The organism is Sorangium sp. So ce836 (assembly GCF_028553905.1).
Lineage (GTDB): Bacteria > Myxococcota_A > Polyangia > Polyangiales > Polyangiaceae > Sorangium > Sorangium cellulosum_D.
Genome location: NZ_CP102233.1, coordinates 10,407,684 through 10,429,164 on the forward strand (window position 1 = coordinate 10,407,684; position 21,481 = coordinate 10,429,164).

The 21,481-nt window shown below is 73.7% G+C and carries 16 protein-coding genes; 4 read left to right on the top strand and 12 right to left on the bottom strand.

Annotation, left to right across the window (positions count from 1 at the left end; translation table 11 throughout):
• The first annotated feature begins 17 nt into the window (after window positions 1-17).
• A complete protein-coding gene (locus tag NQZ70_RS37890; RefSeq protein ID WP_129578576.1) occupies window positions 18-1,880 on the top strand; it encodes a DUF885 domain-containing protein in 1,863 nt (620 codons plus the stop codon).
• 52 nt (window positions 1,881-1,932) lie between these two features.
• Here NQZ70_RS37890 and NQZ70_RS37895 read toward each other — a convergent pair whose 3' ends face one another.
• The 4 genes from NQZ70_RS37895 to NQZ70_RS37910 form a co-directional block, all read right to left on the bottom strand.
• Window positions 1,933-3,525 carry a peptide chain release factor 3 gene (locus NQZ70_RS37895; protein WP_129578577.1) on the bottom strand — a complete coding sequence of 531 codons (1,593 nt, stop codon included), beginning with the start codon at window positions 3,523-3,525 and terminating at the stop codon, window positions 1,933-1,935.
• Window positions 3,526-3,819: 294 nt separating this feature from the next.
• Window positions 3,820-4,293, bottom strand: coding sequence for a hypothetical protein (locus NQZ70_RS37900; RefSeq protein WP_207217591.1), 474 nt, complete (start codon window positions 4,291-4,293; stop codon window positions 3,820-3,822).
• 286 nt (window positions 4,294-4,579) lie between these two features.
• A complete protein-coding gene (locus NQZ70_RS37905; protein WP_129578579.1) occupies window positions 4,580-6,409 on the bottom strand; it encodes an NAD(P)/FAD-dependent oxidoreductase in 1,830 nt (609 codons plus the stop codon).
• A gap of 11 nt (window positions 6,410-6,420) precedes the next feature.
• A complete protein-coding gene (locus tag NQZ70_RS37910; RefSeq protein ID WP_129578580.1) occupies window positions 6,421-7,758 on the bottom strand; it encodes a wax ester/triacylglycerol synthase domain-containing protein in 1,338 nt (445 codons plus the stop codon).
• A gap of 189 nt (window positions 7,759-7,947) precedes the next feature.
• Between NQZ70_RS37910 and NQZ70_RS37915 the strand changes: the two genes are divergently transcribed.
• Window positions 7,948-8,886: a LysR family transcriptional regulator gene (locus NQZ70_RS37915; RefSeq protein WP_129578581.1), complete on the top strand. Its 939-nt coding sequence runs from the start codon at window positions 7,948-7,950 to the stop codon at window positions 8,884-8,886.
• A gap of 93 nt (window positions 8,887-8,979) precedes the next feature.
• Here NQZ70_RS37915 and NQZ70_RS37920 read toward each other — a convergent pair whose 3' ends face one another.
• The 5 genes from NQZ70_RS37920 to pilM all read right to left on the bottom strand — a co-directional run bounded on the left by NQZ70_RS37920 (window position 8,980) and on the right by pilM (window position 14,371).
• Window positions 8,980-11,238, bottom strand: coding sequence for a type IV pilus secretin PilQ (locus tag NQZ70_RS37920; RefSeq protein ID WP_129578582.1), 2,259 nt, complete (start codon window positions 11,236-11,238; stop codon window positions 8,980-8,982).
• Window positions 11,239-11,389: 151 nt separating this feature from the next.
• On the bottom strand, window positions 11,390-12,034 hold the full coding sequence (locus NQZ70_RS37925; RefSeq protein ID WP_129578583.1) for a pilus assembly protein PilP: 645 nt from the start codon (window positions 12,032-12,034) through the stop codon (window positions 11,390-11,392).
• A complete protein-coding gene (locus NQZ70_RS37930) occupies window positions 12,031-12,669 on the bottom strand; it encodes a type 4a pilus biogenesis protein PilO (RefSeq protein ID WP_129578584.1) in 639 nt (212 codons plus the stop codon). Before NQZ70_RS37930 ends, NQZ70_RS37925 begins: the two co-directional genes overlap by 4 nt.
• Window positions 12,669-13,313 (bottom strand): PilN domain-containing protein, encoded by a 645-nt coding sequence (locus NQZ70_RS37935; RefSeq protein ID WP_129578585.1) that lies wholly within the window; start codon window positions 13,311-13,313, stop codon window positions 12,669-12,671. The genes NQZ70_RS37930 and NQZ70_RS37935 overlap by 1 nt, the downstream gene beginning before the upstream one ends.
• Window positions 13,310-14,371, bottom strand: a complete 1,062-nt coding sequence (gene pilM, locus NQZ70_RS37940; RefSeq protein WP_061628342.1) for a type IV pilus assembly protein PilM — start codon at window positions 14,369-14,371, stop codon at window positions 13,310-13,312. The genes NQZ70_RS37935 and pilM overlap by 4 nt, the downstream gene beginning before the upstream one ends.
• 293 nt (window positions 14,372-14,664) lie before the next feature.
• Between pilM and NQZ70_RS37945 the strand changes: the two genes are divergently transcribed.
• The gene (locus NQZ70_RS37945; RefSeq protein WP_129578586.1) at window positions 14,665-15,840 is read left to right on the top strand and encodes a DUF882 domain-containing protein; all 1,176 of its coding nucleotides are present in this window, start codon (window positions 14,665-14,667) and stop codon (window positions 15,838-15,840) included.
• A 107-nt stretch (window positions 15,841-15,947) separates the two neighbouring features.
• Window positions 15,948-16,937, top strand: coding sequence for a sigma-70 family RNA polymerase sigma factor (locus tag NQZ70_RS37950; protein ID WP_129578587.1), 990 nt, complete (start codon window positions 15,948-15,950; stop codon window positions 16,935-16,937).
• A 128-nt stretch (window positions 16,938-17,065) separates the two neighbouring features.
• On the opposite strand, the gene NQZ70_RS37955 is transcribed toward NQZ70_RS37950, so the two are convergent.
• The 3 genes from NQZ70_RS37955 to NQZ70_RS37965 are packed head-to-tail and all read right to left on the bottom strand — an operon-like array spanning window position 17,066 to window position 21,467.
• Window positions 17,066-18,097, bottom strand: a complete 1,032-nt coding sequence (locus NQZ70_RS37955; RefSeq protein ID WP_207217592.1) for a hypothetical protein — start codon at window positions 18,095-18,097, stop codon at window positions 17,066-17,068.
• Window positions 18,094-20,088, bottom strand: coding sequence for a hypothetical protein (locus NQZ70_RS37960; protein ID WP_272826410.1), 1,995 nt, complete (start codon window positions 20,086-20,088; stop codon window positions 18,094-18,096). Before NQZ70_RS37960 ends, NQZ70_RS37955 begins: the two co-directional genes overlap by 4 nt.
• Window positions 20,085-21,467: a 3-keto-5-aminohexanoate cleavage protein gene (locus NQZ70_RS37965; protein WP_129578590.1), complete on the bottom strand. Its 1,383-nt coding sequence runs from the start codon at window positions 21,465-21,467 to the stop codon at window positions 20,085-20,087. The genes NQZ70_RS37960 and NQZ70_RS37965 overlap by 4 nt, the downstream gene beginning before the upstream one ends.
• Window positions 21,468-21,481 lie beyond the last annotated feature (14 nt).

Here is a 21,481-nt window from a genome sequence, read left to right on the forward strand (position 1 = left end):
TCGCTAAAAAGGCCGAGGTGCGACACCATGGTCCGTTCGATGCTCCCTCCTCCGCCCGGCGGCCGCGCCGCGGCGGCCTCCTGCTGCTCGTCGCGCTGCTCTGCGCGTGCGGGTCGGCCGAGCCTGCGGTCCCGCCGCCCGCGCAGCCCGGGGCGAAGGAGCCCGTCGTGAGCGCGGCCGACGCGCGGCCCGGCGCGGGCGACGCGGCGGCCGGCGCCGAGCAGGCGCTCGCGGCGCTGTCGGCGCGCGTGCTCGAGGAGTACCTGCGCGACGAGCCGGTCCGCGCCACCGAGGCCGGGGACCACCGGTACGACGGCGCGTGGCCCGACATCACCGAGCAGGGCGAGGCGGCGCGCCGGCGCACGATCGAGCGCGCGCTGTCGGAGCTCACCGCGCTGCCGCTCGATCGGCTCGGCCTCCAGAGCCGCGTCGACGCGGCGATGATCGACAACCAGCTGCGCTCCTGGCTGTTCGCGATCGACGAGCTCCGCGAGGCGACGTGGAACCCGATGATCGCCACCGGCCTCGTCGGAGACGGGCTCGACCCGCTGATCACGCGGAGCTTCGCGCCGCTCGAGGAGCGCATGCGGAGCCTCGAGGGCCGCCTCTCGGGCATCCCTGCGCTCGTCCGGAGCGCGCAGCAGCGCCTCACGGGGGCGCCGCCGCGCATCCACACCGAGACGGCGATCGCGCAGAACCAGGGGCTCATCGCGCTCTGCAAGGCCGAGCTCCCGGCGCTGTTCGCGTCCGCCCCCGCCCAGAAGGCCGAGCTCGAGGCGGCGGCGAAGGCCGCCGCGGCGGCGCTCGAGGGCTTCCAGGCGTTCCTCGAGAAGGACCTGCTCCCGCGGAGCAACGGCGACTTCCGGCTGGGCCGCGCGCGCTTCGAGAAGAAGCTCCGCTTCGCGCTGGACGACGCGTCCGTCGACATCGACGGCGTGGTGACGAGCGCCCGCGCGCTGCTCGCGGCGACGCACGCCGAGATGCTCGAGACCTCGCGGGAGCTCTGGCCGGAGCTCTTCGGGAAGCAGCCGTTCCCGAGGGTCGAGGCGCAGGACGAGAAGATGGCGGCGATCCGGAAGGTCCTCGACGCGATCGCGGCCGATCGCCCGACGAACGCCACCATCGTGAAGGCGTCGGAGAGGCTGCTCGCCGAGGCGACCGACTTCGTGCGCAAGCGCGACCTCGTGCGCGTGCCGGAGGAGCCCTGCCGGGTGATCGAGATGCCGGAGTACCGCCGCGGGGTCGCGATCGCCTACTGCGACGCGTCCGGGCCGCTCGAGGCGAAGCAGGAGACGGTCTTCGCGATCGCGCCGACACCGAAGGACTGGCCGAAGGCGCGCGTCGACTCGTTTTACCGCGAGTACAACATGAGCATGCTCGCCGACCTCACCATCCACGAGGCGATGCCGGGCCACTTCCTGCAGCTCATGCACAACAACGCGTTCCCGTCGAAGTTCCGCGCGGTCTTCTCGAGCGGCCCGTTCGTCGAGGGGTGGGCGGTCTACACCGAGTGGCTGATGGCCCACCACGGCTTCGGCGGCCCGAAGGTGCGGATGCAGCGCCAGAAGATGGTGCTGCGCATGGCGGCGAACGCCATCATCGACCACGGGGTGCACGCGGGCGCGATGGACGAGAAGGAGGCGATCGCGCTCATGACGCGGGACGCGTTCCAGGAGGAGGGCGAGGCCGTCGGCAAGTGGCGGCGCGCCCGGCTCACGAGCGCGCAGCTCACGACGTACTTCCACGGCTTCACCGAGATGATGCGCCTGCGCGCCGAGCACCAGGGCAAGCCGGGCTTCACCGAGCGCGCCTACCACGACCGGCTGCTCAGCCACGGCTCGCCCTCGGTGCGACACCTCCGGGCGCTGCTCTCGGAGTAGGCCCGCCGCCGCGGCGCAGAGCGGCGCGTGCCGCTCTGCTACCGGGGGTTGACTACACCGGGTTGATGGAGCCGCCGAGCTCGACGAAGCGCGTCTTGGGGAACGCCTTCGCGCAGGCCTCGAGCTGCCATTCGCCCTTGAAGAGCACGACCGCGTTGCCGTGCACGTCGAGGGCGCCGTAGCCGTAGAGGTTCGACTCGAGCTCGGCGAGGGGCACCGGCTCGCCCTCGACCCAGCGCGCCAGGCTGAACGAGAGCCGCTCGATCCGGGCGTCGACGCCGTACTCGGCCGCGAGCCGGTGCTTCACGACGTCGAACTGGAGCTCGCCCACGACCCCGAGGATCGCCTCGCCCTCGCGCCCCTCGGGCGGCCGGAAGAGCTGCACCGAGCCCTCCTGCGCGAGCTGCTCGAGCCCCTTCTTGAGCTGCTTGCGCTTCATCGGATCGATCATGACGACGCGGGCGAACTGCTCCGGCGGGAACTGCGGCAGCGCGGCGTACTTCACGGGCGAGCCGCTGCAGAGGGTGTCGCCGATGAGGAACAAGCCCGGGTCGAAGACGCCGATGATGTCGCCCGCGAAGCCGTCCTCCACGAGCGTGCGCTCCTGGGCCATGAACTGCACCGGGTTCGTGAGCCGGATGTCGCGGTCGAGGCGCACGTGGTGCACCTTCATCCCGCGCTCGTAGCGGCCGGAGCAGACGCGGAGGAACGCGATCCGGTCGCGGTGGGCGCGGTCCATGTTCGCCTGGATCTTGAAGACGAAGGCGGTGAAGCGATCGTCGTCCGGGGCGATGGGGCCCTTGTCGCTGCCGCGCGGCGCGGGCGGGGGCATGAGCTCGATGAAGGCGTCGAGGAACTGCGGCAGGCCGAAGTTGGTGATGGCGCTGCCGAAGAACATCGGCGTGACCTCGCCGCGGGCGAGCTTGTCGCGGTCGAGCGCGTCGCCGGCGGCGTCGATGAGCTCGATGTCCTCGCGCAGCTGGCGCGCGCCCTCCTCGTCGAGCACCGCGACGAGCTCGGGCGCGTCGAGCGAGACGACCTCCATGGGGGCGATCTCGGCGCCGTGCGCGACGAGCTCGAAGAGGAACACCTGCTTGCGCTCGCGGTGGTACACGCCGCGGAACTTGCCGCCGACCGAGATCGGCCAGGTGACCGGGTAGACGCCGATGCCGAGGACCTCCTCGACCTCGCCGATGAGCTCGAACGGGTCGCGGCCGGGGCGGTCGAGCTTGTTGACGAAGGTGAAGATCGGCATCTGCCGGAGCTTGCAGACGCGGAAGAGCTTCTTCGTCTGCGCCTCGACGCCCTTGGCGCAGTCGAGGATCATGATGGCCGCGTCGGTCGCCATGAGCGCGCGGTAGGTGTCCTCGCTGAAGTCGGCGTGGCCGGGGGTGTCGACCAGGCTCAGGAGGCGGCCCTTGTACGGGAACTGGAGGACGCTGGTCGAGATGGAGATGCCGCGCTCGCGCTCCATCTCCATCCAGTCGCTGACCGCGTGGGCCCGCGCCTTCTTCGCCTTCACGGCGCCGGCGAGCTGGATCGCGCCTCCGTACAGCAGGAGCTTCTCGGTGAGCGTGGTCTTGCCAGCGTCGGGGTGGGAGATGATCGCGAACGTCTTTCGACGGGCGATCTCGCGGGTGAGCATTGGGTCGGGCACAGCGGCGCGGCAGGATAAGAGCGGCGGGGGCGGCGTCAACCCACGGCGGCCACGGAGCCGGGGCGTGCTGGGGGGGCTCGCGGGCGGGCGGGCGGGGGTCCCCCCACGAACTCGGGCCTTTTGGAGGGCTATTGCCGGGTGGACGGGGGACGCGGTCCGGGAGGTGGGCGCTGCGATGCGGGCCGGCCCTCGGATTCGTGGGGCCCACCCCCGCCCGCCCGCCCGCGAGCCCCCCCAGCACGCCCCGGCTCTTCCAAAGGGGGGTGGGGGTTCCTAGTTCTCTTACTTCTGGGCGCGGAGGGAGAGGGTGACGGTGACGCCAACGGGGTCGGCGCTGGGGGTGCCGATGGCGCGGTTCTTGAGGAACTGGCGGATGCAGCGCTGAGCATCGGAGGTCACGCCGCGAGCGTCGAGGATCTCGACGCCCTCGGCACGGCCTCGCACGCGGACCAGGAACTGGAGCTTGATGGTGCCCGTCGCGCCGGAGAGGCCGCCGTTGTCGGCGACGCACTTCGCGAGGTCGGAGGAGACCTTCTCGAGACGCTTGGCCACGTTCGGGACGTCGCCGTTCATGAACTCGGGCTCCTTGACCTCCACGAGCGGAGGAGGGGCCGAGACGACGGAGGCGTCGGGGGCGCCGCCGTCGATGGGGCCGGCGTCGGGCGGCGGGGCGCCGGCGTCGTCCGGAGGGGGCTCGGGCTGCGGAGGCGGCGGGAGCCAGCCGGCGTCCGCCTCGCCAGGCTCGAGACACCGCACGAAACCATGGTGAGGATCCTCCAGCGCGCCGTGCGGACAGCGCGGACCGGCATCGGCGTCAGACGCCGCGGTGATCCACCCCTGCGACGGAGGACCCTGCGGCGACGCGGGCTGCGCGCCGCCCTCGGTAGCCGCGCCGACACACGCGCCGATGGCGCTGATCGAGAGCGCCACCGAGACCGTCCACTGACCCAAACGCCCACCTGCTGCTCGCCACCGCATCGGCCGCTGTGATACTGCGGAACGGGCGCTTGTACATCGGAAACGGCGCTTTTTTGTCCCCGGATCAGAGGGCGACGTGCGCGAGCGAGCCCGCCGAGGCGTCCCAGAGCGACCGCGCCCGGGAGAGGACCGCCGCGTGCACCTCGGTCCCCACCGCAGGACCCGTCACCGAGACCTCGCCGCCCGAACCGAGAGCCACCCGCTCGACCCCGGCGTCCGGAAACTCGGCGCGCAAATCCTTCGTCATCCGCTCGCCGATGCGCTCGAGGAGACGCGCGAGGCGGTCGGGCGTGATGTCCCGGAACGTGAGCACCTGCGGGAGCTTGAGCTCCGAGACGAGGCGCGCACGATCGGACAGGCCCCGCTCGGCGAGCCGCCTCTCCACGAGCGCCGCGAAGACGCTCCCGTAAGCCCGATCGACCTGCTCGCGCCGGAACCGCTCGTCGATCGACGGGCCGAGCCGCGTCTCCAGCTGCGCGACGCCGTTCAGCCCGTTGGCGAAGCGCCCCTCGTTCTGCGCGAAGTACTCGCCGCGCGCGCGCAGGTCGGAGGCCAGCGACGCGAAATGCTCGCCCATCGTCGAGAGGGCCCGCAGCACGAGATCGGTGAACCGGAGCTCCTCCCGGATCCAGCCCACATCCGTCACACGGTCGGCCATGAACGGCCAGACGACCAGGTTGTAGTAGTTGTTGAAATCGAGCAGGTACTTCAGCCGGTAGAGCTCGAAGCAGCCGAACACCGGGTACATGCGCTCATAGAGCCGCAGCGTGCTGTCGTACTTGAACCGGTAGTACGCGTCGTACGCCGCGACCCGCTCCTCGAACCCGGACCGGTCGCCGGCCACGTCGGCGAGGATCATCTGCGTGATGAACTCGTTCGCGGTCGCGATGAAATCAGAGCCGGGGCTGTAGAACGGATCGGTGAACGCGCCCGCCTCGCCGGTGACGGCGTAACGGTCGGTCGAGAAGTACCGGTCCGCGTGGTACGGCAGGTGGGCGTAGGCCTGGAAATCCTCGAGCTCCGCCCCCTCGAGCAGCTCGCGCACGGCGCGGTGCGCGCCGAGGAAGCGCTCGAAGTCCGCCCGCGTCCGCGGCCCGGGCAGCGCGCCGGCCGGCGCGTTCCCCTCGCCGATGCGGTCCTTGTCGAAGACCACCCCCACGCTCATCAGATCGCCGGCGAGCGGGATGAACCAGATCCAGTACCCGTCGTACATGAAGTGGTTCGTCGACAGGTGGCGCGACGTGTAACGCGCGCGCGACCGCCACGCCGCGTCGGTGACCGCGTCGAGCCCCGCGACGCCGCGGTAACGCCCCCACGCGGCCGCGGTGTTGAGCCGCGTCTCCTTGTGCACCTTCACGCCGAGCTTGCGGAGGAGCACGTGCCGCCGGCCCGAGGCGTCGCACACCCAGCGGCAGGCGACCTCGCGCCGCTCGCCGCCCTGCTCGTAGACCACCTTGTGCCGCCCTCCCCCGTCGATCGCCAGGTCGACCACCTTGGCGCCGAGCTCGACCTCGGCGCCCGCCGCGCGGTTCATCGCGACGAGATCGCGCTCCAGCCGCGCGCGCTCGAGCTGGAAGCTCGGGTGGAACGGCATGTGGTCCGAGCCGATCTCGCTCATCCGCGGCAGCGGGAGATCCTTGCCCGGCCCGTCGAAGAAGAAGCGGAGCCCGTTCTTCGGCAGCTGGTGCTGGTAGAGGTACGTGCCGAGGTTCAGCCGGCGAACCATGTAGTTCGCCGCGACCTCCACCGTGCTCTCCCCGACCTTGTAGTCCTCCATCGCGCCCGCGGCCTCGAGCACGAGCACCCCGAGATCCGGGCGCGCGAGGCGGAGCTGCCGCGCGAGGAAACCGCCGGCGATGCCGCTGCCGATGATGACGATGTCGAACGTGCGCATGACGCCGGCCCTTATACCCCGCCGCCGGCCGGCGGCGCGGGCTCTCCGAGCAGCTCGGCGCGGAGCGCGCTCGGCATCGCCGCCGCCTCGTCCGGGCGGAGCAGCCCGTCGCCGTAGACGATCGACGCCGAGAGCCGCCCGCCGAAGCGGCTGAAGATGACCTGGAAGCCCGGCGGCGTGACCACCGCAGGCAGCGGGTACGCCGAGCGCACCGGCAGCCCCGCGAACCGGTCCACCGTCACGGCGCCGGGGTTCGAGACGATCAGCGAGGCGAGCTCGCCCTCGAACGGCTGGTCGCCGAGCCAGCGGTAGACCGGCCCGGGGAGCCAGCGGGCCAGATCGAGCGCGGCGACCATCGCGAGATCGAGCCGGTCGCGCACCATCGCGCGCTGCTGCTCGGCGAGGCGCGCCACCGCGCGGGCGTCGTCGTAGAGCTCGTCGCGGCCGAGCGAGAGCAGGACCATGGTGAGGTGATTGCCGAAGAGCCGCCGCGCGCCCCCCTTGGGATCGAGCGAGAGGGGCAGCGGGACCACGTGGTGCGGCGGGGCGAAGCCGCGGGCCACGAGCGCGCGATCGGCGAGCCGCGCCGCCGCGATCAGCATCAGGCTCGTCTCGGCGAGCCGCGCCCGCTGCCGCACCCGGAGATCGAAGGAGCGGGTCTCCTCCGCCGAGAGCGCGAGCCGCGCGACGCGGGAGGTCGCGGCCCGCACCCCCGGACAGGCGCGCGCGAGCGACAGGATCGGCGCGCGGCCGAGCGCCAGCACATGGGCCTTGTAGGCGCGCGCCAGGGCGAGCCGCTCGTCGCGGCCCATCGCCGCGAGGAGCCGCTCGGGCGCGTCGTGCCGCTCCTGCCGCAGCGGCGGGTCGTCCGGCGCGTCGCCGCTGCCGGAGCCGAGCCACGCGGCGAGCCGGTCCGCGCCCCTGCCGTCCGTCAGCGCGTGGAAGTGGCGGAGCACGACCGTGTCGCCCTCCCCCGCCCCGCGCACGACGTCGAGCGCCCACGGCCGCTCCCCGGAGGTCCGCTCCGCGAGCAGCGCCTCGAGGCGCGCCGCGCGCTCGCGCTCGCCGGCGACCTCGTGGAGGCGCGGCTCGGGGGCGCGCCGGTGGTGATCGACCACCCAGCGGGGCCGCCCCACCCGCCCGAGCACGCTGTTGTCGAGCCGGAACCGGAGCTCCGGCAGCGCCCGCGTCGCGCGCTCGAGGCGCGCCGCGAGCCGGCCGAGGTCGAGGCGGCCGTCGAGCTCGAGGACGAACAGGCAGTGATTGCCCGCCTGGCCGCGCGCGCGCATGGCGCGATCGTTCATGAGGTGGAAGTGGTCGATCCCCCCGAGCAGAACGGTCGATGTCATGGTCTCCGCAGGGCGCCGCCGGTCGGGCGGAGCCGCGGGCGACCCTAGCAGCCGCGCTGGCCGCACGACAGCGCCGCAGGCGCCCCGCCGACCACGCTCCAGCGCGCTCGACCGCCCCTGCACACGCCCGCGCGCAAGAAAACGTAAGTATCCATCGCATGGATGCGTGTTTGATTTATCATTCCGCAGATGAATCTATCGGCGATCGACGTCAACCTCGTGATCGCGCTCGACGCCTTGCTCCAGGAGCGCAGCGTGACCCTCGCGGCCCGCCGGGTGGGGCTCAGCCAGCCCGCGATGAGCCACGCGTTGACGCGGCTGCGCGAGCTGTTCTCCGACCCGCTGCTCGTCCGGGTCGGGCGGCAGATGGCGCTCACCTCGCGCGCCGAGGCGATGACCCCGCAGGTCGCGGCGCTCATGCACGACCTCGCGAGCCTCTTCGGCGGGGCGAGGCCGGCCTTCGAGCCGCGGGCGAGCGAGCGCACGTTCCGGATCGCCACGACGGCGTACGTGGAGCTCCTCCTGCTGCCGCAGCTCAACGAGGCGCTCGCGGAGAGCGGACCGAAGCTCGCGCTCCACCTGCTCCCCCTCGACGCCCGCGCCGTCGACGCGCTCCGCAACGGCGAGGTCGATCTCGCGATCGGCGCCTTCCCGGAGGGCGCGCTCCCGTCCGACGTGCGCCGCGCGGCGCTCTTCGACGATCGCTTCGCCGGGCTCGCGCGCGCGAGCCACCCGAGCGCGCGCGGGCGCGTCGACCTCCAGACCTACGCCGCCCTCGGGCACGCCGTGGTCCCCCGGCAGGGCGCCCACGACGGGGTCGCGGACGACCTCATCGCCGCGCGCGGCGTCGCGCGCCGCGAGGTCGTCGCGGTGCCGCACGTGCTCCTCCTGCCGCACGTCGTCACGTCGTCGGACCTCGTGGCCACCGTGGCCACGCGCCTCGGCCGCGCGTTCTCGAGCCTGATGCCGCTCCGCACCTTCGACCTGCCGTTCGAGCTGCCGCCCCTCGAGATCGCGATGGCCTGGAACGGCCGGACCGAGGACGAGCCCGCGCGGGCGTGGCTGCGCAGCCTCGTGACGGCCGCCGTCCCGCAGATGCGGGAGGCGACCCGACGGAAGCGCGTCTGAGGGAAGTCCGAAGGAATCCGAGGGAATCCGAGGGAGACGGAGCGCGCGGCGGCCCCGCCGCGGCGGGGCTGGCGGCCGAGCGCCTCGGCGCGGCTAGCGGCCGAGCGCCTCGGCGCGGTTCACGATGCGCGGCGTGAGGAAGATGACGAGCTCGCTCCGGGTGTCGCTCGCGCGGCGCCGCTGGAAGAGCAGCCCGAGGATCGGAATGTCCCCGAAGAACGGCACCTGATCGAGGTTCCGGCCGGTGTTGCGGGTGAAGATCCCGCCGATCACCGCCGTGTGCCCGTCCATGATCAGGAGGTCGGTCTCCGCCTCGCGCTTCAGGATGGTGGGGTCGCCGCGGGCCGAGGTCTGGTTGAAGTCGGGCTCGTCGCGGTTGATCTTCACGTGCATCGCGACGCTGCCGTCCGACGTGACGTGCGGCTTGACGAGCAGCTGGAGCTTCGCCTCCTGGAAGGTCGTCTGCACGCCCTGGGCGCTGATCTGCGAGAACGGGATCAGCGTGCCCTGGCTGATCCGCGCCTCCCGGTTGTCGAGCGTGAGGATGCGCGGGCTCGAGATGATCCGCAGCATGCCGCTCGCCTCGGCCGCGGAGAGCCGGACGCCGAGGTTGACGGTGTTGTTGATCGAGCCGAGCGTGAAGCCGAGCGCGCCGCCCTGCCCGGCGCCGACGATGGCCGGCAGGTTCACCGCGAAGTTCGGGTTCGAGACCGAGGCCGAGAACGGCGAGAGGCCGCCGGTCGGGGTGTTCGTGTCGGTCGCGCCGCCGGCGACGCCGATCGCCGAGGGGAACACGAGCCCCGTCGGGTTGCCGGTCGCCGCGCTGAACGTGCCGTCGCCGCCCCACTGGATGCCGATGTCGCGCACGTAGCGGCTCGTCGCCTCCACCACCCGCGCCTCGATCAGCACCTGCGGCGTCTGCGTGTCGAGCGAGCGGACGAGCTCCTCGATCTGGTTCAGGTTGCCCGCGACGTCGCGCGCGATGAGCACGTTGGTCCGCTCGTCGACCGCGAGCGAGCCGCGCGGCGAGAGCATGTCCTTCGCGCGATCCTGGAGGTCCTTCGCCTCGGCGTAGTTGATCGGGATGAGCCGCGTCTCGATCGGCGCGAGCTGGAGCTCGCTCTTGCGCCGCGCGATCGCGAGCTCCCGCTCCTTGTTGAGATCGGCGATCGGCGCGACGCGGATCATGTTGCCCTGCCGGACCACGCCGAGGCCCTTGGCCTGGAGCACCGTCTCGAGCGCCTGGTCCCACGGGACGTTGCGCATCCGGATGGTGACCGTCCCGCTCACGTTGTCGGCGGTCACGATGTTCACCCGCCCCACGTCCGAGATCAGCCGGAGGACGTTGTGGATGTCCGCGTCCTTCAGGTCGAGGTCGATCCGCCGCCCCGTGAACCGCCGCTGCTGCCCCGCGAGCGCGGGCGTGAAGGCGCCGGCCTGGTCGGGCTCGACGAGCGACTCCTGGCTGCTCGCCGCCCCGTCGAACGAGGTCTCGACCCTGGGCGCCGCGTCGCCGAGGAGATCCTCGCGCGCCACCGTGCGGGTCCGCCGCGCCGCGCCCCCGTCGACGCCGATCCCCGAGAGCGTCGAGGGCAGCGCCCCCTTCGCGACGCTGAGCACGAGCGCGTTGCCCTCGCGCGCGAGCGCGCCCGCGGCGCCCTCGGCCTGCTCGACCTCGACGACGACCTTGGAGCCGTCGCTGTTGCGCCGGAACGCCGAGATCGCCCGCACCGGGCCGCCGAAGGCGCCGACGTCGAGCTTGCGCTGGAGGGCGTCGGGGAGCCGGACGCCGCTGAGCTCGATCACCCGGCGGCCGGCCCTCCCGGTCGACTCGCGGTAGCTCGGGATCGACGAGAGCTCGATGACGACCCGGTCGACCGTCGCCTGGTGCTCGAAGCGCACGTCGGTGATCGTCGCCGGCTCGCGGGCCGGCGCCGCCACCTCGGGGCCGGCCGGGGCCCGCGCCGCCATCGGCGCGGTCGCGTCGGCTGCGGCGAGCTCGATCACGAGCGCGCCCTGCTCGGCGCGGATCCGGTAGGCCGCCGGGCGCGCCAGCTGCACGAGCACCCGCGTCGTGCGCTGCGCCGCCGTGCCGAACCCCTGGGTCATGACCCCCGCCACGATCGCGTTGCCGTCCGTGAGCGCGCCGGGCGCCCCGGCCGCCTCGGCGCCCTCGAGGTCGACGAGGATCCGCTTGCCGCCGTCCGCCACGCGCGCCGAGAAGCGCGGCGCGCCGCTCGTCGCGACCACGATCTCGGCCCTGTCTTCCGAGGGCGCCGTGAGCCTGACGTCGCTCACCCGGATCGGGCCGGCGGCGTCCGCGTCTCCCGCAGGAGCGAGGATCAACATCATCCCGAGTGCCGCAGCACGGCGAAGCGCGCCCCGCCTCGGGCGATAGTCTCGATTGCTCTTCATTGCACTCCCGCTTCGCGGTGACGCGAGATCCGCGTCACGCTGCCGGGAGGCTACTTCGGGTGCCCGGATCGGGCCCAATTCGTGGCGGTCAGGGCGAACCGAAGGCCGACTCGTCCGTGTCGCCGAGCGGCCTCAGCGCGATCACCCGCGTGGTCGGCGGGATCTCCGGGTGCGACGGGTCCTCGCGGATGAAGACGAGGTCCGAGTCGCGGATCCGGTCGACGCGCCAGTTCACGGCCACGTCGACGCCCGTCGGGCCGCCGGCGTGCACGATCTCGGCCTTGCCGACGAAGTCGCCCACCTTCACCACCCACCCGAGCCCCGTCGGGTCGGTGAGCAGCGCGCGGGCGGGGGCGCGCGAGACGACGCCGACGAGCTTGAGCTCGTCGAGCGCGAAGCGATCCACGAGCACCTGGCGCTGGATCGTCACCCGCCCCCGGGCCTGCGTCGCGAAGAGCGACGCGAAGCTCCGGAACGGGTCGCGGCTCCGGTCGCTCTCGGAGAAGTCGGCCTCCTGGAACTCCCGGAGCGGCAGCGGCGGCAGCTCGGGCGCGCCGGCGTCCGCGGACGCGGCCGCGGAGGCGGCGGCGCGCGCCGGCGAGGCGCTGGACGGCGGCCTGGCCTTCGCGGGCGCGGTGGTGATGACGTCCGGCTCGTCCCCGCACCCCGCGAGCGAGGCGGCCGCGAGGGCGGTCGCCCCGAGCGCGATCAGCATCATCCGGCCGGCGTTCACCGCACACCTCCGCCGCTCCGCCGCTTCACGCCGCTCGTCGGCGTCTCCCCCGCGCGCACCGCGCGGAACGCGGTCGCGAGGCACTCCACCTCGACCTCCACGTCGGTCCCCACGACCTTCGGCTCCTTGATCTGGACCTCCTCGAGGTTGATGATGCGATCGAGCTGCCCCACGCCGTGGAAGAACTTCGCCACCTGGTGGAACTTCCCCGAGAGCGTCAGCTTCATCGGCACCTTGGAGAAGAACTCCTGCGGGATCTCCTCGGTGGGGCTCCAGGACGTCAGGTTGACGCCGGAGACGGTCGCGACGCCCTGGATCGCGGAGAGGAAGGCCGGCGTCTCGGACTCGTCGGGGAGGATCTTCTTCTGCTCGCGGCTCAGCTGCTCGCGGCGGGTCTTCTCGTCGAGGTCCTTCTGGTAGGCGGCCTTGGACGCCTGCGCCTTCGTGAGCTCGGACTGGAGCGACTGCTGCCGCTGGACGGCGCCCTCGATCTGCGAGTCGACCTCGGCGTAGAAGCCGACGAAGTACAGGATGCCGACGAGCGCCGCGAAGAGCGCGCCGACGCCGACCTTGGCGAGCGGCGGCAGCCGATCGAGCGCCGAGCCGGCCTGCGCGGGCTGGGGCTTCGTGGCCATCAGTACCTCACCTTCAGCTGCAGCGCGAACGAGACGAGCTCGAGCCGCGACGCCTTCTCGTTCTCCTTCTTCCCCGGGAGCAGCTGCACGTCGTAGAAGTACGAGGACAGCTTGAGCCGCTGGGCGAGCTCGTAGACGTCGGTGCCGTCGCGCGCGAGCCCCTCGATGCGCACGGTCCGCTGGGACTCGACGTAGCTCGTGAGCCACAGCCGCCGGCTGTCCCAGGACGGGTTGTAGACGGCGAGCGGGTTCTCCTTGCGGAGCTGCGCGAGCTTGTCCGGGTCGGCGGTCGGCCCCTTGCCGTTCGTGAGCAGCTGCGCGAGCTCGAGCAGCACCGCCGTCGGCCCGCTGCGCGCCGCCTGGAGCTTCGCGATCGCGTCCTCGCGCGCGCGGAGGACCTCGAGCGCCTTCTTGATCTCCTCGTGGTTCGCGACGAGCGTGCGGATCTCCTGGATCTGGCTCTGGAGCAGCGAGTTCTTCCGCGTCTGCTCCTCGAGCTCCTCGACCTTCGTCTGGTGGAAGAGGAAGAGGGCGACGATCTCGAGGATCACGACGCCGAGCGTGACGAGCAGCCACCGCTGGCTCGCCTGGGGCGCGGCCCCGCGCGTGCCGCGGCGCTGCGGGAGCAGGTTGACGCGGATCACGAGCGCTTCTCCCGGTCCTTGCGCATCGCGAGCCCGAGCGAGACGCAGAACTGCGCCGCCCGGAGCCGGAGCAGCTCCTGGTTGACTTCCTTCGCTTCCACGGTGATGCGCTCCATCGGCTGGATCAGCTCGACGGCCACCCGGGCGCGCCGCCCGATCGCCGCGGGCAGCGCCGGCAGGTTGGACGAGCCGCCGGTCAGGTAAATGCGGTGCATGTCGCCTTCACCGCTCGTGGCCAGGAAGAAGTCGAGCGAGCGCTGGATCTCCCCGGCGATGGAGTCGCACACCTGCTCGATCGTCTCGATGACCTGGGCGGGCACGCCGCCCGGGCCCGAGGTCACGCTGGCGCACTTGAACTCCTCGGCCTGCTCGAAGCTGATGCCGAGCTTCCGCTGGATCTGCTCGGTGATGTAGTTGCCGCCGTTGCCGATGTCGCGGGTGAACGCGCTCGCGCCGCGCGACACGATGTTGATCGACGCGAGGCTCGCGCCGACGTTGATGATCGCGAACGTCTGGTCCGGCGGGATGCCGCGGTTCACCTCGAACAGGTTCTGGACGGTGAACGCGTCGATGTCGACCACCATGGGCTTCAGCTTCGCGTTCCTCGCGATCTGGGTGTAGTCGTTGATCTCGTCGCGCTTGGCCGCGACGAGCAGGAGGTCCATCTGCCCGGCCTCGGGGCGGCGGCGCAGCACCTCGTAGTCGACGTGCACGTCCTTGATGTCGAAGGGGATGTGCTGCTCGGCCTCCCACTGGATCTGCTCGTCGAGCTCCGCGGCGGTCATCAGCGGCACCGTGATCTTGCGGATGATGACCGCCTGGCCGCTGATGCTGAGCGCGATCTCGCGCTGGCGGATCTTGGCCTCGGAGAACGCGCGGCCGAGCGCCTCGACGATGGCCTGCGCGTTCATGACGTGGCCGTCGACGATCGCCTGCGGCGCGAGCGGCGCGTAGCCGAGCCTCACGAGGCCGTAACCCTTACGACCCTCCTTGATCTGAGCGATCTTGATCGCGCTCGATCCGATGTCGACTCCGACCAAGTTCTTGCCTTCCGACATCCCGTCCGTCCCGATCCGCGCCCGCCTTGATGAAGAAAGGGAGGGCCGGGCCGCGTTGCCCGGCTCCCGGGCGCCCGATCCTCTCTGATCCCTTGTGGCCGCTTCTGGCGAAGCTTCGCACCACCGCCGATCGCGGGGCAAAAAACCGCTTTACGCTCGCCTCTCGCCCGCCTATCGAAGCTCGATACGCGGCACGGCGCCGCCGGTCGTGCCGGCAGGCGCGCGCCAGCCCAGGGTAGCACTGTCCGGGGCTCGGTCGTCGGGCACGGATGACGTCAGGTCAGAGTCCCCTCATGCATCCGGAGATCTCCCGTTTCTGCGGCACGCTCGGCCTCCGCGCCGGGGCCGCGATGGAGCCCCGCCCGCGGTCCTCGCGGCTGCGCTCCGTGTTCGCCGCCCTCGCGGCGGCCCTTCTCCTGAGCGCCGCGCCCGGCGAGGCGCTCGCCGAGGACGGCCAGCACACGGTCTACGCCGGCCAGACGCTCGGCAAGATCGCGAAGCGGTACCGGATCACGGTCGACGCGCTCCGCGAGGCGAACGGGCTCAAGCCCGGCCAGCGGATCCACCCGGGCCTCGTCCTCGTGATCCCCGAGCGGGGCAAGCCCGGCGCGCGCCCGCCGCGGGGGGCGCCCGGCCGGGCGGCCGCGCTGCGCGACGGGCCGGAGCGGAGCCGCGGCGCCAGCGCGAAGGAGCGGGCCGCCGAGGCCGGTCCCCGCGGCAAGGGGTCGGCGAAGCGCGACGCGAAGGCCGACCCCCGGTCGCTGCCGCCGAGCAAGCGCTACGTGCAGCGGCCCAAGCGCCCCGGCTGGGTCCGCCTGGTGCGCGGCGCCGAGCGGCTCGACGTCCAGCTGCTCACGCCGAAGGGGCGCCTCGTCCCCAAGTCCCTCCCCAAGCTCAGCCGGCTGATGCGCGCGTCCCCCACCGCCTCGATCCCGGTCGACCCGCGCCTGGCCACGCTGATCGGCATGGTGAGCGACCACTTCGGCGGCAGGACCATCCGCGTCGTCAGCGGCTATCGGCCTTACTCTCCGACCCAGTACACCCCGCACTCCAACCACAATTTCGGTCGCGCGATCGATTTCATGGTCGAGGGCGTGCCCAACACCGTGGTCCGCGATTTCTGCCGCGGTTTTCGCAACGCGGGTGTGGGATACTACCCCAACTCGACGTTCGTTCACCTGGATGTTCGATCAGATAAGGTCTACTGGGTGGATTACTCAGGTCCTGGAGAGCCGCCGCGTTACGAAGGTTCGAGGGGCGCTGTCGCGGCCGACGAGGCGGCGCGCGATGTCCCCATCTCGGCCGAAGAAGAGGTGTATGGGTCAGGGGAGCCCCGCCCCACCCAGCCGCAAAGCTCGAATACTACAGGGACAAATTCGGATGCGGGGCGCGGCGGCAGCGAACCGCAGAGAGGCGTGGGTACAGGTGCACCCACCCCGGCTCCGGCCGCTTCAGCGGCGGCGAGGTGAGCTGCCGAGGCCGCTGGCTACTCTCCACACACTGAACATCCGCACCAGACACAATTGCACGGCTCTACCTTGCACGCTGCGAGAGTTGTGGCACCAATCCACCTCACGTGCAGCAATCGACCCGACTGCAGCGGGAAGAGTTCGCTCCTCCCAGGCCACTCCTTCCGTGTTGTGACGCGGAGGAGTTTGTCCAGCCGGTCATCCTGGGCGAGACCTGCCCGGTCGTCACGTGTGACCGGGCGCTGATCGAAGCGCCCGGCGCCCTCGGCCTCGATGCGCTCGAGGATGCGCCGAGCGCCCCCGAGCAGGAGCCCGGCGCGGCGCTCGCGCACGAGGCCTGGGAGCCCGCCGAGGTCAGCTGCGCGCCCGACGCATGGGAATCCGGGGAGCCCCCGTCCCCCTGCACGGACGACGAGGGGTGGCAGGCCGCGGAGCCGGACACCGACGCGAGCAGTCCGCAGTGCTGTAGCGAGGCGGGCTGCGCGAGCGGTCCGCAGCTCCGCGATCTGCCGTGGGCGCCGCTCCGCCCGGAGGTGCTGAAGGGGTATTTCCCGCTCGTCCGGAAGCTGGTGCGGCAGGTGTCGCGCCACCTGCCGCCCAACGTGCAGCGCGACGATCTGCTCAGCGCGGGGATGCTCGGGCTCGTCGACTCGCTCCGCAAGAACGGCGGGAGCGACGGCGAGACGTTCGCCGGCTACGCGAAGCTCCGGATCCGCGGGGCGATCGTCGACGAGCTCCGCGCGCAGGACTGGCTCTCGCGGCGGGCGCGCGAGGCGGTCGAGGCCGGGACCGCCGCCAAGGTCGGCGGCGCGACCGTCTTCGTGAGCCTGAGCGAGGTGACCCCCGCCGAGGAGTCGGTGCACATGGCCGGCGGAGACGACCCGATCGAGGCGATCTCGGCGCAGGCGACGCGGCGCGCCCTGTCCTTCGCCATCGCGCAGCTCCCCGAGCGGGAGCGGCGCGTGATCGGCATGTACTACTTCGAGGGGGCGAAGCTGAAGGACATCGGCGCGGAGCTCGGGGTCGGCGAGCCGCGCGTGTCGCAGCTGCACACGCGCGCGCTCGGGATGCTGCGCGGCATGCTGTCCCACGCCTGACCGCGGGCCGCGGCCCGCGCCGCGGCCGCTCACCCGAGGCCCGGGCCGTGGTCTGACCGAGGCCCCGGCCGGAGCCGCGGCCGCTCACCCGAGGCCGGGGCCGCGGCCCCGGCCGGGGCCGCGGCCGCTCAGGGGCGCGCCGCCTCGGTGAGCCAACGCGCCCGGCCGGGCATCGCGAGGCCGACCGCGAAGAGCGCGGTCTCCTCGTAGGCCTGCTGCAGCGTCGGGTCGCCGGCGGCGCGGTGCACGAAGGCGTTGCGGTGCGCGCCGCGATCGAGCGCGACCACGCGCGCGCAGCCGAGGTCGAGCAGCGCCTCGGTCGTCGCCTCGTCGCTGTCGAACGTCGTCGAGGCCACGAGGAGCGTCCCGTCGTCGAGCGCGCACGCGGCGCTGCGCCGGCGCATCGTGCCGATCTCGCGCGCCTCGGGCCGCAGCCTGCCGTCGTCGGCGGTGAGCGGCAGCTCGGTCGCGTCCACGCCCGGCCCGATCTCGACGCCGCCGGCCGGGCGGATCTCGACGCGGCCGCCGCGGACCAGCAAGAGGCCCCCCTCGCTCCGGAAGCGGAGCCCGACGGTGCCGCCCACGGCGAGCCCGCGCGGGCCGCGCCGCCGGCCGGTGCCGACGCCGATCGCCGCCATGACGCGCGGCCGCTCGTCGGCCGGCACCTCGGCGTCGAGCTTCGGCGCGGTCCGCGGCGAGATCTCGCGCGAGCCGGCGCGGAGGCGGAAGAGGAATCGATCCGGCGCGAAGGCGTGGACGCGGACCTGCGCGCCGAGGTGCACGGCGCTCGCGGCGTACACGGCCGGGCTCCACGCCGGCGGCGGCTGCGCGCCGCCGTCCGCGGCCCAGCCGACGCGCTCGCCCGGGAGCGACAGATCGGGCGCCGGCGGGCCGTCCGTCGAGCGCGACTCGAAGTAGAGGAAGGGGCCCGGCGACGCCGCAGCGACGTGCGCCGGCGGCGCGAGCGACATCTCCGGCGCGAGGCGCTCCGCGATCATGCCGCCGTCCTCCCGGCGGCTCAGGAAGGCGACCCCGAGCGGATCCGGCGCCCGGCCCAGCGAGACGCCGGCGAGGCACCGCGCGCGCTCGAGCGCCGCCCGCATCGCGGCGGCGTCGGCGGCGCCGCTCCACGCGTGGATCACGAAGCCGCGATCGATCATGCAGAGCGCCGAGCGCTCGACCACGAGGTCGTCGCCGTCGCCGGGCGAGGGCGCCGCGCCGGCCGGGGCGCGCTCGGCGGGGGGCCGGCGGGGGGCCGGCGGGGGGGCCGGCGGGGGGCCGGCGGGGGGGCCGGCGGGGGGCCGGCGGGGGGGCCGGCGGGGGGCCGGCGGGGGGCCGGCGGGGGGCCGGCGGGGGGGCCAGCGAGGGGGCTGGCGAGCGCCGGGAGCGCCGGCGCGGGGCTCGCCGCCTCGAAGAGCGACGGGCCCTGCCAGAGCGCCCAGGGGAAGCGCCGGCCGCCGCCGTCGCGGAGATCGCGGGGGCTCGCGGTCGGCGGGCCCTGCCAGAGCGCCCAGGGCACGCGCGCGACGCCGCCTCCGGAGGGCCACGCGCCGAAGTACGGCCGGCCCGAGACGTCGACCCCGATCGTGGCCGCGCCGTCGCGCGGCGGCACGAGCGCGCGCCCGCCGACGACCATGCCGAGCGCCCCGGCGCCCGCGGGGGGCGCGCCCGGGCCGCGCGCGCCGACGCCGAGGCCGATGGCCCCGCGGAGCGTCGCCGCGTCGGGGAGCTGCCCCGTGCCGTGCGGACCGACGGTCGGCCTGGGCGCCTCGAAGCCGGCCTGCAAGGTGAACTTGACGTGCCGCGTGTCGATCGCGAGCAGGTGGACGCGCACGTGCTCCCGCTGCGGATCGGGGCGGAGGGTCGTCGCGGCGAAGGGGCTCGACGGGCGCTGCGGGTCGCCGTCCATGCCGGGGAGCACGCGCGGGAGCGAGGGCGAGACGAGCACCCAGTCCCCCTCCCCCGGCAGCGGGGGCTGGATCGCGGGCTGGACCTGGGGCGGAGGCCAGAGCGACGGCCACCCCTCCGGCGCGGGCTCCGGCGCGGCGGCGCCGTGGGTCTGGTACGCGGCGGCCGGCGCGGCGCGGAGGCCCGCCGCGGAGCCGCCCGCGGCGAGCGCGAGCCGCTCGACCGCGGCGCCCGCCCCCGGGCCGAGCAGGCGTCCGGCGGACGGTCCGGCGAGCTCCAGGAACGACGGCGCGCGGCGCGGGAGGTGGTGCGCGCGGGCGCCGAACGGATCGCGGCCGCCCGTGTCGACCTCGCCGGTGCCGGCGTTGAGCGCCGCCGGCACCGCCTCCGGCCCGAGGGCCATCACCAGGCCCTCGTCGACGAGGTCGAGCCGCGCCGACGCGGGCGGAGTGTCGAAGACGATCTCGGTGCGCGACGCGCCGTCGGCGCTCCCGGTCTCGAGCCAGCCGTCGATCGCCGCGCGGAGCCGCTCGCCGAGGGGCCGAGGCCCCGGCGCGCCGCCGCCGAGATCGAGCAGTGTGATCCCCTGCACGACGCCGAACGCGGAGGTGGTCACCGCGACGCGGCGGCCGCGGGCGACCAGGTTGCGGTCGTCGCCGAGCGGCGTGTCGGTCAGGTTGCGGAGGCCGCCCAGGCTCACCGGCCGGCCGGAGCGGGTGAGCCGCACGCGCGCGCGGTACAGGTCGGCGGCGCCGCGCCCGTCCGGCGCGCGCTCGTCGGGCGCAGGCCCGGCGCCCGCGGCGGCCCCGGCGCCCGCGGCAGGCCCGGCGCCCGCGGCAGGCCCGGCGCCCGCGGCAGGCCCGGCGCCCGCGGCGGGCCCGGCGCCCGCGGCAGGCCCGGCGCCCGCGGCAGGCCCGGCGCCGCGCTCGTCGGGCGCGGGCTCCGCGCCGCGCTCGTCGGGCGCGAGCTCGCCGTCCGGCGGCCGCGGGACACCCAGGAACAGCACCCGGCGGCCGATCAGCGCGTCGGAGAGGAACCCGCCGCGCTCCTCCCAGACGAAATCGTCCGGGCTGACGGCGCCGCCGATCGCGTCGCCGAGCATCCCGGCGATGGCGTCGGCGGTCCGCGCCGGCGGGGGCGGCGTCGAGAGCCGCGCGACGGCCCCGAGCAGGGCGACGCCGAGCGCGACCGGGAGCCGGCCCCGCAGGTGATCGATCCAGGTGGAGAGCGGCCTTTCAGTCATCCCTGCGCGAGCGCGCTCCCTCCTCCAGCAGCGCCGGCCTGGGCCGCCGCGGCGCGCGGGCGGATCCCGAGGAGCTGGCGCGCGCGGTCCGGATCGACCACCTCTCGGCCGACGCTCCGCGCGAAGGCGGCGGCGCGCGCGACGAGCGGCGCGCTCCCCTCGGCCAGCACCCCCTTCTCCAGGTAGATGTTGTCCTCCAGCCCGACCCGCGCGTGCCCGCCGAGCTGCATGGCGAGCTCGGTCATCGGGCGCTGGTGCCGGCCGACGGCGGCGACCCCCCAGCTCGAGCCTCGCGGGATCTGGCTGATCATGAACCGGAGCACGTCCTCGCGCGCCGCGATGCCGCCGGGCACGCCGAGCACGAACTGGAAGTGGAGCGGCTCGGCGAGGAGCCCCTCGGCGAGCAAGCTGAGCGCCTCATGGATATGGCCGACCTCATAGCACTCGAGCTCGGGAATGCTCCCCGCCTCGCGGATCCGGGCCGCCATGTCCCGGATGAGCGGCCGGGCGTTGTCGAAGATCCCGTCGCCGAAGTTGAGCGTGCCGCAGTTCAGGGTGGCCATCTCGGGGCGGCAGAGCAGCGGCTGGGCGCGCTCGTCGACGCCCATCCCGACGGCGCCCCCGGTCGACGTCTGGAGGATGACGTCGGTCTTCTCCTGGATGGCGGCGATCGCCTCGGCGAAGAGGGCGCGCGACTGGCTCGGCGTCCCGTCCGGGTTCCGGACGTGCAGGTGGACCACCGCGGCGCCCGCGTCCCGGCAGCGCGCCGCCTCGTCGGCGAGCTCGCGCGCCGTGACCGGCAGGTGCGGCGTCTGCGCCCGCGTCGTCTCGGCGCCGACGATCGCCGCGGTCAGGATCAGCGCGCTCTCGGGCGGCGTGACGATGATCCGCGGGGGCGGCGTGATGATCGGCCGCGGCTCCGGGAGCTGCGCGTGGTCCGGGGGAGGCGCCGACAGCGCCGGCAGGACGAGGCGCGGCCGTCGCTGGAGCTCCTTCGGGACGACACAGGTGCCGAGGGCCCGGCAGACGACGACCGGCTCGGCCAGCGCGTCCGCCGCCGAGGGCGCCACCCCGGGTTCGCGGACGCTGGCGACGACCTTGCGCGCCTCGAAGGCCATGGTGCGCGACGTGGCGCCGACCTTCGTGACCACCCCGGTCGCCTCGATGAAGTCGCCTGCTCGGACCGGGGCGAGGAACTCGACCGCCTCGTACGCACGGAAGAGCCCCTCGTCGCCGTCCAGACGGATGAGGAGCTCGGTGGCGACGTCGCCGAAGAGCGCGAGAATACGCGCGCCATCGCACAGCTCCCCCGCGTAATGTGCGTCGTGCGCGCCCATCCTGACGCGCAGCGTGACCGTGAGACCAACCCCAGTGCTCATGGGCGTGAAGACTC

Coding starts and splice junctions, on each gene's coding strand:
- NQZ70_RS37895 (WP_129578577.1), bottom strand. CDS start 3,525: ATGCTCACCCGCGAGATCGCCCGTCGAAAGACGTTCGCGATCATCTCC.
- NQZ70_RS37905 (WP_129578579.1), bottom strand. CDS start 6,409: ATGCGCACGTTCGACATCGTCATCATCGGCAGCGGCATCGCCGGCGGT.
- NQZ70_RS37910 (WP_129578580.1), bottom strand. CDS start 7,758: ATGACATCGACCGTTCTGCTCGGGGGGATCGACCACTTCCACCTCATG.
- NQZ70_RS37915 (WP_129578581.1), top strand. CDS start 7,948: ATGAATCTATCGGCGATCGACGTCAACCTCGTGATCGCGCTCGACGCC.
- NQZ70_RS37920 (WP_129578582.1), bottom strand. CDS start 11,238: ATGATGTTGATCCTCGCTCCTGCGGGAGACGCGGACGCCGCCGGCCCG.
- NQZ70_RS37930 (WP_129578584.1), bottom strand. CDS start 12,669: ATGGCCACGAAGCCCCAGCCCGCGCAGGCCGGCTCGGCGCTCGATCGG.
- pilM (WP_061628342.1), bottom strand. CDS start 14,371: ATGTCGGAAGGCAAGAACTTGGTCGGAGTCGACATCGGATCGAGCGCG.
- NQZ70_RS37945 (WP_129578586.1), top strand. CDS start 14,665: ATGCATCCGGAGATCTCCCGTTTCTGCGGCACGCTCGGCCTCCGCGCC.
- NQZ70_RS37955 (WP_207217592.1), bottom strand. CDS start 18,097: ATGATCGATCGCGGCTTCGTGATCCACGCGTGGAGCGGCGCCGCCGAC.
- NQZ70_RS37960 (WP_272826410.1), bottom strand. CDS start 20,088: ATGACTGAAAGGCCGCTCTCCACCTGGATCGATCACCTGCGGGGCCGG.
- NQZ70_RS37965 (WP_129578590.1), bottom strand. CDS start 21,467: ATGAGCACTGGGGTTGGTCTCACGGTCACGCTGCGCGTCAGGATGGGC.